At 64.5% G+C, this 12,066-nt stretch carries 10 protein-coding genes; 3 read left to right on the top strand and 7 right to left on the bottom strand.

Going from position 1 to position 12,066, the window contains the following annotated elements; all coding sequences use genetic code 11:
• Window positions 1-11: 11 nt before the first annotated feature.
• Together WM94_RS15550 and rsxC are read right to left on the bottom strand one after the other, a co-directional pair.
• Window positions 12-962 carry an RnfABCDGE type electron transport complex subunit D gene (locus WM94_RS15550; RefSeq protein WP_061551602.1) on the bottom strand — a complete coding sequence of 317 codons (951 nt, stop codon included), beginning with the start codon at window positions 960-962 and terminating at the stop codon, window positions 12-14.
• Entirely contained in the window at window positions 959-2,359 is a 1,401-nt protein-coding gene (gene rsxC, locus WM94_RS15545; RefSeq protein WP_061551601.1) for an electron transport complex subunit RsxC, read from the bottom strand. The genes WM94_RS15550 and rsxC overlap by 4 nt, the downstream gene beginning before the upstream one ends.
• Window positions 2,360-2,609: 250 nt before the next feature.
• Between rsxC and WM94_RS15540 the strand changes: the two genes are divergently transcribed.
• Together WM94_RS15540 and WM94_RS15535 are read left to right on the top strand one after the other, a co-directional pair.
• Window positions 2,610-3,626 carry an FAD:protein FMN transferase gene (locus tag WM94_RS15540; RefSeq protein WP_003260284.1) on the top strand — a complete coding sequence of 339 codons (1,017 nt, stop codon included), beginning with the start codon at window positions 2,610-2,612 and terminating at the stop codon, window positions 3,624-3,626.
• 76 nt (window positions 3,627-3,702) lie between these two features.
• The gene (locus tag WM94_RS15535) at window positions 3,703-4,449 is read left to right on the top strand and encodes an SDR family oxidoreductase (protein WP_061551600.1); all 747 of its coding nucleotides are present in this window, start codon (window positions 3,703-3,705) and stop codon (window positions 4,447-4,449) included.
• Between the two features lie 9 nt (window positions 4,450-4,458).
• On the opposite strand, the gene WM94_RS15530 is transcribed toward WM94_RS15535, so the two are convergent.
• The 5 genes from WM94_RS15530 to WM94_RS15510 all read right to left on the bottom strand — a co-directional run bounded on the left by WM94_RS15530 (window position 4,459) and on the right by WM94_RS15510 (window position 11,154).
• A complete protein-coding gene (locus WM94_RS15530) occupies window positions 4,459-6,153 on the bottom strand; it encodes a response regulator (RefSeq protein ID WP_061551599.1) in 1,695 nt (564 codons plus the stop codon).
• 63 nt (window positions 6,154-6,216) lie between these two features.
• Window positions 6,217-7,872, bottom strand: coding sequence for a PAS domain-containing sensor histidine kinase (locus WM94_RS15525; protein ID WP_061551598.1), 1,656 nt, complete (start codon window positions 7,870-7,872; stop codon window positions 6,217-6,219).
• A gap of 57 nt (window positions 7,873-7,929) precedes the next feature.
• A complete protein-coding gene (gene mapR, locus WM94_RS15520; protein WP_061551597.1) occupies window positions 7,930-9,339 on the bottom strand; it encodes a GntR family transcriptional regulator MpaR in 1,410 nt (469 codons plus the stop codon).
• A 50-nt stretch (window positions 9,340-9,389) separates the two neighbouring features.
• Complete coding sequence (gene ccoG / locus WM94_RS15515; RefSeq protein WP_061551596.1) at window positions 9,390-10,793, bottom strand: cytochrome c oxidase accessory protein CcoG; 1,404 nt, start codon at window positions 10,791-10,793, stop codon at window positions 9,390-9,392.
• A gap of 121 nt (window positions 10,794-10,914) precedes the next feature.
• Entirely contained in the window at window positions 10,915-11,154 is a 240-nt protein-coding gene (locus WM94_RS15510) for a DUF3203 family protein (RefSeq protein ID WP_025338886.1), read from the bottom strand.
• Window positions 11,155-11,404: 250 nt separating this feature from the next.
• Between WM94_RS15510 and WM94_RS15505 the strand changes: the two genes are divergently transcribed.
• Complete coding sequence (locus tag WM94_RS15505) at window positions 11,405-11,923, top strand: MgtC/SapB family protein (RefSeq protein ID WP_013972932.1); 519 nt, start codon at window positions 11,405-11,407, stop codon at window positions 11,921-11,923.
• Window positions 11,924-12,066: the final 143 nt, after the last annotated feature.

Here is a 12,066-nt window from a genome sequence, read left to right as displayed (position 1 = left end):
CAAATGCCATGTCAGGCACTCGCTGCTGCGTACCAGGGCCGCTGCATGCGCAGCACCAACCGGTCGATCTGCGGCACCAGCAGGTTGCCGGCCAGCACAGCGAAGCAGAGGCCATCGGCGTAAAGCCCGAACTCGCGAATCAGCTCGGTCAGCGTGCCGACGGTCACGCCGAAGAGGATGCGACCGGCGCGGGTATCGGGGCTGGTGACCGGATCGGTGGCGATGAAGAAGGCGGTGAAGAGATAGCCGCCGAGGCTGAGGTTGTAAACGGCTTCCTGCAGGCTGTGGCCGGCAGCCATGCACAGCAATACTGTGCTCGCGATCATCGCCAGCGGAATCTCGATGCGGATCACCCGCAGCGAAGCCAGCAGCAAACCGCCGGCAATGTAGCCGAACCCCGACAGATTGTGGGTGACATGGGTGAACTGGTTCTGCGCCAGTTGCGTGGCGCCGGCGAACGCATCGAGCTCCAGGCGCGGCACCAACTGTAGCTGTTGGAGCAGAACCGCCTTGGCGTCCAGGGTTGCGGTCCAGGGGGCATGGTTCGATGGCGCGGGGTACAGCTGCTGATAGAAGCAGATGGCAACGACCCCCAGGCCAACCATGGCAGGGTTGAGACGGTTGCGACCAAGGCCTCCACTGGCGTGCTTGCATAGTGCCAGAGCAGCAAAACTGGCCAGGGCGATCATCCACAACGGCACCATCAGCGGCAATGCCCGAGCCAGTATCAGGCCCAGCACCAGCCAGCTGAGGTCGCTCAAACCCTTGCGTACGTCATGCCCGCGCAGGCGCAGCAGGGCGGCTTCGAAGCCCAGGGCAAACAGCACGCACCAGAACACCTGCAACCAGACCACGACGCCGAATTGCCAGGCATACAGGGCGGTGCCCGGCAGCAGGCACAGGACGACCAGCAGCATCACCGTGCGCAGCCGTTGCGGGATGGGGTGGCGTATCAGGCTCATGCGCGGACCTCCGTCTTGCTTTGGCGGAAGCGTTCGCGCAGCGGGATATTGCTTGGGCAGATGCTGCTGCAGCTGCCGCATTCGATGCAGGCGTCCAGGCGCAGTTCCTGCAGGCTGGCCTTGTCCAGGCGCTCGGCGGCAGCGTAGAGGTCCAGCGGCCGCAGCGACATCGGGCAGACATCCACACAGCGCGTGCAGCGAATGCAACTGCTGGCGGGGCGAGCAGCCGGCAGGTAGCGCTCGGCGCCGAAAATCAGGCAACTGCTGGTCTTGCTGACGAAGGCGTTGGCGTCCGGTAGCGGCTGCCCCATCATCGGGCCACCGACCTGGGTCAACTGCCCTGTGGGGGACGCGCCAGCAATCGCGCGCAGTTCGCTGACCGGGTAACCCACCGGCACCCGCACATTGCCGGGGCGCTCGCAGTCACCGGTCAGCGTCAGCACGCGGCTGGTCAGTGGTTCGTCCTGGAAGACGGCCCGGCCCAGCGCGTAGAGCGTTGCGACATTCAGGGCGAGGACGCCGATATCGGCGGGGCGGCTCCCCGGGGCCAGGTTGCGGCCACTGAGGCTCTTGATCATCAACGGCTGCCCACCTGCCGGGTAACGCTCCGGAAGTGGACAAATCTCGACCCGGGTGCGCGCCTGGCGTGCGGCGGCACGTAACGTGGCCATCGCCTCCGGTTTGTTGGTTTCGATGCCGAAACGGGTTGCCGTTATTCCCAGCAGCGCGGCGACATAGTCGGTGGCCTCGATCAACGCTTCGGCATTTTCACGCATGAGGCGGTCATCGCAGGTAAGGAAGGGCTCGCATTCGGCACCGTTGATCAGCAGCAGGTCGGGCTGCTGTGCGTCGGCCAGCTTGAGGGCCGTGGGGAAACCCGCACCACCAAGGCCGACTATGCCCATCTGCAATGCGCGCTCGACCAGCGCCTCTGGCGTTTGCGGCAGGCCCGGTGCCGGGCGTTCGAGCCACTCGTCCAGGCCATCTGCGTTCAGGATGACGGCCATGACTGGCTCGGCCGAGTCGGCCGCGAAGACGTGATCGATCCGGTCCACGATGCCGGAGGTACTGGCATGCACCCAAGCGGTGGTGTTGTCGCCAATACCGATCACTTCGCCCTTGCGCACATGCTGCCCCGGCTGCACGCAAGGCTGGACAAACCGACGACCCCGCCCGAGGGGAATCGCCAGCTGGATTTTACCGACCACGACCGGGGCAACCGGCGTAGCGTTGGATAGTTCCTTGTATCCCCTGAGCTCGATCCCTCCGTGCCAACTACGCTGAGAGGATGAGGCGATGGCCAGCAGACGGCGCCAGAAAGGTTTCTGTTGCGGCTGACGCTGGGCGCGGATGCGGCTCTGCAGGCGTTCGACGCTCTGCAACGAATGGCTAGACATGTAATGTCCTCCAATTTTTGGGCAAAGAACGCCCCTGTGCGCTTATGCACATGGTTGTTTTATTGCTTCCGGGACGTTAAGCGGAAAGGGAGGGGGATGAATGATCACCCGCGCAGATCAGAGTGTTCGACGAGGAGTTTGTTCGGTTTTTGACCAGGTTTGCTGATGAACGGTAGGCCGATTGCCATCTCGCAACTCTGGTGAAATAGCCTGCGCCGCGAACGGGCGGCCAGAGTCTGCGAGGTGTCCAATGATGCGCGCAAGCCTGCTGGTGATGCTGGTGACGTTGCTGTATGGCTGCGGCGACAGGATTGAACGCTTTGGCGGGCCGACCATGGGGAGTACGTATTCGATCCAGTACATACCCACTGCACAGACGCCCGATTCGCGACAAGTAAAGGCCGAAGTCGAGCTTGTTCTCCAGGCCCTCGACAAGCAGTTCTCCAACTGGCGCGGCGATTCCGTGGTTTCCCGCTTCAACAACCTGCCGGCCGGCGCCTGTCAGGCAGTGCCGCAAGAGATGCAGCAATTGCTGGCGTACGGTGTTTCTCTGTTCCGCGAGAGTGGCGGGGCTTTCGACCTGACGGTCTTGCCATTGATGAACCTCTGGGGCTTCGGCCCGCAGTCACGCGGTAGGCAGGTGCCGGACGCCAGCACGCTGGCACGGGAGCAGGCACGGGTAGGGCTGCAGCACTTGCACCTGGATGGAGAAAAGCTGTGCAAGGATGTGGCGGCGCAGCTGGATTTCGACAGCATGCTCGCCGGTTATGCAGTGGATCGGGTGGGCGACAGGCTTGCGGCCCTGGGTATCCAGGCCTATCTGGTCGAGATCACCGGTGAACTCAAGGGCGTCGGCCGCAAGCCGGATGGCTCGCCCTGGCGCATCGCCCTCGAGGTACCGAGTGGTGGGGGCGAACAGCAAGTGGAGCGCGCCATCGCCCTGGATGGCTACGGCGTTGCCACCGCCGGCGATTACCGCAACTATTTCGAGGAAGGTGGCCAGCGTTATTCGCACACCTTCGATCCCCGGGTCGGCAGGCCGGTCAAGCACGCGCTGGCGGCAGTGTCGGTGGTCGACCCTTCGGTGTTGCGTGCCGATGCCCTGGACACACTGTTGATGGTGCTGGGCCCGGAGGAAGGCTATGCCTTCGCCGAGCGGAATGAAATCGCTGCCTACTTCATCATGCACCAGGGGCTGGGTTTCGTTGCGCGGGCGACGCCGCGGTTCGAGACGTTGTTTCCCGGGCAAGGCAAACCCACGCAGTAGCAGAAGGAAAGGTCATTCCCACGCGCTGCCTTTTCCCCTATTGTCGATGCTCCCTTTCCAAACGATTGGCAGACCCATGGAGCAAGTCATAGTCATCACCGGTGCCAGCCGCGGCATCGGCGCCGCCACGGCGCTGCTGGCCGCCCGTCAGGGCTACCGCATCTGCATCAACTACCACGCCGACGACCAGGCCGCCGAAGACATCCTCGGCCAGGTCCGAGCCCTGGGCGCCAAGGCCATCACCGTGCGCGCCGACGCCAGTGTCGAGGATGAGGTCATCCAGCTGTTCCAGCGCGTTGACGAAGAACTCGGCCCGGTCACCGCGCTGGTCAACAACGCAGGCACCATTGGCCAGCAAAGCCGGGTCGAGGACATGTCCGAGTTCCGCCTGCTCAAGGTCATGAAGACCAACGTTGTCGGCCCCATGCTCTGCGCCAAGCACGCACTGAAGCGCATGGCACGCCGGCACGGCGGGCCGGGCGGGGCCATCGTCAACGTGTCGTCGGTGGCCGCCCGCCTGGGCTCGCCCAACGAATACGTGGACTATGCCGCTTCCAAGGGCGCCCTCGACACCTTCACCATTGGCCTGGCAAAGGAAGTGGCAGGCGAGGGCGTGCGGGTAAATGGTGTGCGGCCAGGCTACATCCATACCGGGTTCCACGCGCTGTCGGGCGACCCCGACCGGGTCAGCAAGCTCGAGCTCGGCTTGCCCATGGGCCGCGGCGGGCGCCCGGAGGAGGTGGCCGAGGCCATCCTCTGGCTGCTCTCGGACAAAGCCTCGTACTCCACCGGCAGCTTCATCGACCTGGGCGGCGGGCGCTGAACGCGCCGGTCAATCCTCCAACAGCGTGCGTACCCGTTCGGCCAGCACTGCCAGCTCGAACGGCTTGGTCAGCACCTCAGTGCCTTGCAGCAACTGGCCGTCACTGAGCGCCGCGCTTTCGTCGTAGCCAGTGATGAACAGCACCCTGAGGTCGGGGTGGCGCTCGCGGCAACGTTCAGCCAACTGGCGGCCATTCAGGCCGCCGGGCAGGCCGATATCGCTCAACAGCAGGTCTGGCCGCTCGCCAGCTTGCAGATGGGCGAGGGCGGCCGGGCCGTTCTCGAATGCATCGACCCGATAACCCAGTTCTTCCAGCACCTCGCAGACGACCACGCGCAAGGCGGCCTGGTCTTCGACCAGCAGGATACGCTGCGTGGCGCCGCTGCTTTTTTCCAGCAGTGTGCGCAGTGGCCTGGGTGCCGGGGCTTCGGGGTGCTGGTGGTGGCGGGGAAGCAGCAGCTCGATGCGGGTGCCTTCGCCCAGTGTCGACAACACCCGTAGCTGCCCGCCCGACTGGCGCACGAAACCATAGGTCATCGACAAGCCCAGCCCAGTACCCTGGCCCATGGGCTTGGTGGTGAAGAACGGGTCGACGGCGCGCTCGGCCACCTCCGCCGACATGCCCTTGCCGTTGTCGCTGATGCTCAGCCGTACGTATTCGCCAGCTGGCAGTTCCAGTGCACGGGCTTGCTGGTCGTCGAGCAGCAGGTTGTCACCGAGGATATCGATCACGCCGCCGGCAGGCATGGCATCGCGGGCATTGAGGCACACGTTGAGCAGGGCGCTTTCCAGTTGCGGCGGGTCGATGAAGGTCGGCCACAGCTGGCAGGGGAATTGGCTGGTCAGGGTGATGGAGGGGCCGATGGTGCGGCGCAGCAGCTCTTCCATGCCGCCCACCAGCGTGGCCACCTGCGTGGAGCAGGGCTGCAGGGTCTGCTGACGGGAAAATGCCAGCAGCCGGTGTACCAGCGAAGAGGCCCGCTGCGCCGAGCCGTTGGACAGCTTCAGCAATGGCTCCAGGGCGTCGAAACGGGATTGCTCCAGGCGCTGGCGCATCAGCTCCTGGGCACTGAGGATGCCGCCCAGCAGGTTGTTGAAGTCGTGGGCGATGCCGCCACTGAGCTGGCCGACCGCTTCCATCTTCTGTGCCTGGCGCAGGGCTTCCTCGGCCTTGGCCTGTTCTGCCAGTGCCGCATTCACCCGTTGTTCCAGTTCCTCGTTCAGGCGCTGCAGGGCCTGCTCTGCCCGTCGGCGTGCAGTGACGTCCTTGAACAGTACCGCCACCTGGCGCTTTTCGGCAGGCTCTACGCGGAAGGTGGTCACCGACAACACATGGCCGGTGGCGACCAGTTCCTGCTCGAAATGCAGCGGCTCGCCCGTGCGCAGCACCGCGCCATAACGGGCGACCCAATCGTCGGCCTCATCGGGCACCATCTCGCGCAGTTTCTGCCCGACCACGTTGGGGATGCCGGCGTGCTTGGCATAGGCCGCATTGGCCAGCACATGCACATAGTCGCTCAGTGGGCCGTGCGGGCCGTCGAAGAACTCGATGATGCAGAAGCCTTCGTCCATGGTGTCGAAGAGCGAGCGGTAGAAGTCCTGATCGTGTTGCTGATGGCTTGCCAGGCGGGCTTCCAGCAGCGCGTTCTGTTGCTGCAGGGCTTCGACTTGTTGGCGCAGTGAAAGCAGGTCGCGGGAGGGCATGCCGACGTCCGACAGTGGATGAAGCCCAGACTTTAGCGCGTTCGGCAACAGGCGAATAGCCAGTCAACGCGGGTGTGACGCAATGCCCAGCAGCCGCTCGATCCGTTCGCCGAGGGTGTTCAGGTCGAGGGGTTTGTGCAGCAGTTCGGTGCGCCTGCCGGGCCGGGCACAGTGCACCGTTTCGGCAGTCTCGTAGCCGGTAATCAGCAATACCGGGGCATCCGCCACAAGGTCCTGGCAGGCCTCTGCAAGCTGGTAACCGTCGAGTCGCCCAGGCAGGCCGACATCGGTGATCAGCAGGTCCGGTGGCGGCCCTTTCTGCAACGATTCCAGAGCCCGGTGGCCACTCTCGAAAGCCTGCACCTGATAGCCCAGTTCCGTCAGCACTTCGACCAGTACCAGGCGCAGGGCCGGTTGGTCCGCCACCAGCATGATCCGGTGCATCCGCGGCTGCACCGTCGCGGTGGCGGATGTGGCTGGCTCGCCGTGGCCGGTTGCGCAAGCGCTCTGGTCACGGGGCAGGTACAGGTGAACGCAAGTGCCTTGCCCGGTGACGCTGTCGATCAGCAATTGCCCCCCGGACTGGCGAACAAAGCCATAGGCCATGGACAATCCCAAGCCAGTGCCCTGGCCCAGCGGCTTGGTGGTGAAGAAGGGCTCGAGAGCGTGTTGCAGCACCTCACTGGGCATGCCCACGCCGGTGTCCTCGACACGAATGTGCAGATAGTGCCCCGTCGGCAGGTCCAGGCGCTTGGCCTCGGCCGCTGCGAGATCGGCGTTTTCACAACCGATGCGCAAGGTGCCGCCCAGCGGCATGGCGTCACGGGCATTGATGCACAGGTTGAGCAGGGTGTTCTCCAGCTGTTGCGGGTCGATGCGGATCGACCATTGCGCGGCCCGCGTCCGGTCCTGGTAGTCAATGTGCGGGCCGGTCGAGCTGCGGATCAGGTCATGCATGTCGGCGACCAGGCGTTGCACATCCACCGCTTGTGGCATCAGCGTCTGTTGGCGCGAAAAAGCCAGCAACCGCTGCACCAGGGCTGTGGCGCGCATTGCGTTGCTGCGGCCGAGCCCGAGCATGCGGGCGGTGTCGGCAAGGCGTTGCTCGCCCAGGCGCTGCTCTGCAAGCTCCAGCGCGCCAAGCAGGCTACCCAGCAAGTTGTTGAAGTCGTGGGCGATGCCGCCGGTCAACTGGCCGACCGCCTCCATTTTCTGCGACTTGCGCAGGGCCTCTTCGGCCTGGCGCAGGCGTTCCTGCTCGGCCATGCGCTCGGTGATGTCATAGGCGAACAGGTACCCGCCCTGGACTTGCTGTTGCGCATCGAGCAATGGGTGATAGCGGATTTCGTAATGGCGGGGGGCGTCGGAGGGGCCGAGTGAGATAGTGTCGATGAAGGCTTCGCCGGCCAGCACGCGTGGCCACACCGGTGCCAGGCGGCCCATGATGTCAGGCTGGTTGAGCAGAATTTGTGGCACGTAATCGCCGATCTGCGGCACGAAGCCCCGGTAATGCTCGAAGGTTTCCCGGGCCGTGCGGTTGATCGCGACCAGGCGCATCTCGCTGTCGGCGGCAAACACGTTGGCCAGGCTGTTGTCGAGCAGTTCGCCCAGTAGCTGGATATGGGCCTGTGCAGTATCGTCGCGCTCTGCCAGGCGAGCTTCCAGTTCTGCGACACGCGCTTGCAGTTGTGCCAATAACGGGAGCGAGTCTGCTTGCATGGCGAGGGCCCGGTGAGCGGATCAAGCAACTATAGCCGCCTGCCGGGGCGCCAGTCATCAGAACGAGCGGATGATCCACCCCAGGGTTTCCATGGCCCGTTCGGCATCCTCATGCCAGGGGCTGCCGTAGTTCAGGCGGATGCAGTTGCCGAAGCGCCGGGTGGGCGAGAAGATCGGCCCGGGGGCGATGCTGATGCCTTGGGCCAAGGCCATGTGGAACAGCTTGAGGGCGTCCATCTGTTCGGGCAGCTCCAGCCACAGGAAGTAGCCGCCGGACGGTTGGCTGACCCGCGTCTGCGCCGGAAAGTGCCGGGCGATGGCCGCCAGCATGTTGGCCTGCTGGCCTTCCAGGGCATAGCGCAGCTTGCGCAGGTGGCGGTCGTAGCCGCCGTGCTGCAGGTAGTCGGCGATGGCCGCCTGGGCCGGCATCGAGGCGCACAGCGAGGTCATCAGCTTGAGCCGCTCGATCTTCTGTGCAAAGCGCCCGGCTGCTACCCAGCCGATACGGTAGCCAGGTGCCAGGCTCTTGGCGAACGAGCCGCAGTGCATCACCAGCCCCTGGGTGTCGAAGGCCTTGGCCGGTTTGGGTGCCTGTTGCGCGTAGTACAGTTCGGCGTAAACGTCGTCTTCGATCAATGGCACCTGATGACGCGCCAGCAGCTCCACCAGTGCCTGCTTTTTCGCCTCCGGCATGCTGGCGCCCACGGGGTTCTGGAAGTTGGTCATGCACCACACGGCCTTGACCGGGTGCTTTTCCAGCGTCTGTGCCAGCACGCCCAGGTCCATGCCTTCGCGCGGGTGCACAGGAATTTCCACGGCCTTGAGCTTGAGACGCTCCAGTACCTGCAGGCAGGCATAGAAGGCGGGGGCTTCGATGGCCACCAGGTCACCGGGCTGGGTGACGGCCTGCAGGCACAGGTTCAGGGCTTCCAGCGCGCCGTTGGTGATCAGCAACTCCTCCATTGGCAGCATCAGCCCGCCAACCATGTAGCGCAGGGCAATCTGCCGGCGCAGCTGCGGGTTGCCGGGTGACAGGTCGGTCACCACCATGCGCGGGTCCATGCTGCGGCTGGCGCTGGCCAGCGAGCGCGACAGGCGTTGCAGCGGAAACAGCTCGGGGCTGGGGAAGGCCGAGCCGAACGGCACGGTGTTGGGGTCCTTGATCGAGTCGAGAATCGAGAACACCAGCGCGCTGACGTCGACATCGGTGGACTCGCTGACCGGCTGCAATGCCTGCGGCTCGCTGAACTGGCGCGGGGCGTGGGCGTTGACGAAATAGCCCGAGCGCGGTCGGGCGCGGATCAGCCCGCGCCGCTCCAGCAGGTAGTAGGCCTGGAACACGGTGGACGGGCTGACCCCGTGGGTCTGGCTGGCATAGCGCACCGAGGGCACGCGCTGGCCGGGGCCCAGCACCCCAGAGCGGATCAGTTCGGCGATGTCGTCGGCAAAGCGTTCGTAGCGTTTCATTCTGGCCTTCTGTCGAAGCCTGGCAGGCAAGGTGGAATCAGTGTAAGGGATCAACGGTTCATCGGCGCGACGAAGCGGCTGTGGGCCACGCTGCGGATGGCGGGGTCGTCGCGCTCGCTGATTTCGAAGCTCAGCGTCTGCGAGCTGCTGGCCGGGCGCTCGGCGAGCATCGCCACCGACACCGGCAGTTCACTCATTTCACCGGCCGGGATCACGAAGGAGGTCTTGCCCTGCAGGCTGAAGCCGTCGGCGTCCAGCAGGCGCAGCTCATAGTGCCGGGTGCTTTCGGTCTTGTTGATGACCTTGAGCAGGTAGATGTTCTCGATCTGGCCCTGGGCATTCTCGCGGAACAGGCCGCGGTCCTTGATCACGTCCAGCGACACCATCGGGCGCAGCTGCAAGGCCACCACCAGTGCCGCGATCATCACCCCAAGCGCGGCGGCGTAGCCCAGCAGGCGTGGGCGCAGCCAATGGGTGGTGCCACCTTGCAGGCTGCGTTCGGACTTGTAGCCGATCAGGCCACGGGCGTAGCCCATCTTGTCCATTACCCCGTCACAGGCATCGATGCACGCCGCACAACCGATGCACGCCATTTGCAGGCCGTCGCGGATATCGATGCCGGTGGGGCACACCTGCACGCACAAGGTGCAGTCGATGCAGTCGCCCAGGCCCTGGGCGCGGAGGTCACTGCCTTTCTTGCGTGGGCCACGGGCTTCGCCGCGACGCGGGTCATAGGCGACCGCCAGGGTGTCCTTGTCGAACATCACGCTCTGGAAGCGTGCATAGGGGCACATGTGCAGGCACACCGCTTCGCGCAGCAAGCCGGCATTGATGTAGGTGGCGGCGGTGAAGAACAGCACCCAGAACAGCGCGACGCCGCCCAGTTGCAAGGTGAACAGTTCCGCGGCCAGTGGGCGGATCGGGGTGAAGTAGCCGACGAAGGTCAACCCGGTGAGCACGCCAATGGCCAGCCACAGGCTGTGCTTCAGCGTGCGCCGGGCCAGTTTGTTCAGGCTCCAGGGCGCGGCGGCCAGCTTGATGCGCTGGTTGCGGTCGCCCTCGGTGACCTTTTCACACCACATGAACAGCCAGGTCCAGGTGCTTTGCGGGCAGCTGTAGCCGCACCACACGCGGCCGGCATACACGGTGATGGCGAACAGGCCGAAGGCGCAGATGATCAGCAGCGCCGACAGCAGGATGAAGTCCTGCGGCCAGAAGGTGGCGCCGAAGATGTGGAATTTGCTGTTGCCCAGGTCCCACAGCACGGCCTGGCGGCCGTTCCAGTTCAGCCAGGCGGTGCCGAAGAACAGCACGAACAGGGTGCCGGCGAAGCCGATGCGCAGGTTGCGGTACAGCCCGGTGAAGCTGCGGGTATGGATGCCATTGTCGGCGCGGCGTGGCTGGGGGCTGGCTGGGGCGGTGGCGATCTCTGTAAAAGGGATTCTATCGTTCATGGCTCGGTGCTCATCAGGCCTCGATCAGGCATGAGCACTATGGCCCTGAGGCTGTTATCAGCACAGGCTCAGATTTTGCGATAAAAACCGTATCAGATTTCCCGGCAGGCCCCGCCAGGCCTCAGATTACCGAGCCTGGCGTGCTGGCCTTCAGATGCCTGCGGCTATCCACCGCACCCGCCACGGTCAGTGCATCGGCCTCGGCTTCGGTGATGGGCACACGCTGGCCGGCGAGCAGGGCCACGGACATGCGCAGCTGTTCGTCGGTGACGATTTCGATGGACGGGCCATCACCCTCGAGGCGCAGGTCTTCGGCGATCAGGGTGCAGCGGCGGGTGGTTTCGTCGATTTCAATGGGCATGGAGTGGTCCTCCTGGGGGTTACAGGGGTGGACCACAGGGCGGGGCGGGTTGCTGCATCCGGAAGCTGAGCGGCACTTTGTCATTTACCCGGAGGTCAACCCTTGCAGATGGCAGGCCCGGCCTCTTCGCGGGTAAACCCGCTCCTACAGGTACTGCACTGCATTGAAACCTGTGCAAACCCTGTGGGAGCGGTTTTACCCGCGAAGAGGCCGGGCCTGACAACACAATGCTCAGCATGGGAAGAAAGCAATGGACCTCATCTGGCAAGCAATTCAGGCCGAATTCGCCGATATCACTGACGAGCGCGAGGTCACGCAAATCCTCGTACGCCTGCTGATGGCAGCCCTGCTTGGCGCTGTGCTGGGCTTCGAGCGCGAGCACAAGGGCAAGGCCGCCGGGGTGCGTACGCATATGCTGGTTTCGCTGGGCGCCGCGCTGTTCGTGCTGGCACCGAGCATGGCCGGGGCCGACGAGCAAGCGCTGAGTCGCGTTATCCAAGGTATTGTTGCCGGTATCGGTTTTCTGGGTGCCGGCACCATTCTCAAGGGTAACGGCCAGGACGCCAGCCATGTGAAGGGCCTGACCACTGCCGCCGGGTTGTGGATGACCGCCGCCATCGGTACGGCAGCCGGCATGGGCCGCGAAGCCACGGCGTTGATCAGCACGATACTGGCCCTGCTGGTGCTGGGCACGATGCCGTTGCTGGTGGACAAGCTCGAAGGGCAGGATGAGGGAAAGCAGGAGGAGGAAGAGGGCAGGAAGCACTGAGGGGAGCCGAAGCTCCCCTCAAAGCGTTGTTGCCTGCTCTTTTTTTATTATTGGGACCGGCCTGTTGTTGTTTTTGTCAGCCTGTCCTGGTGTTGCGGGCGACCCCCATGCGGGGTCAAGAGCAAACGTATTTTTTTGAGCGC

It is taken from the genome of Pseudomonas sp. ABFPK, from assembly GCF_001586765.1.
Lineage (GTDB): Bacteria > Pseudomonadota > Gammaproteobacteria > Pseudomonadales > Pseudomonadaceae > Aquipseudomonas > Aquipseudomonas asiatica.
This window is presented reverse-complemented; position numbering and strand designations above follow the sequence as displayed.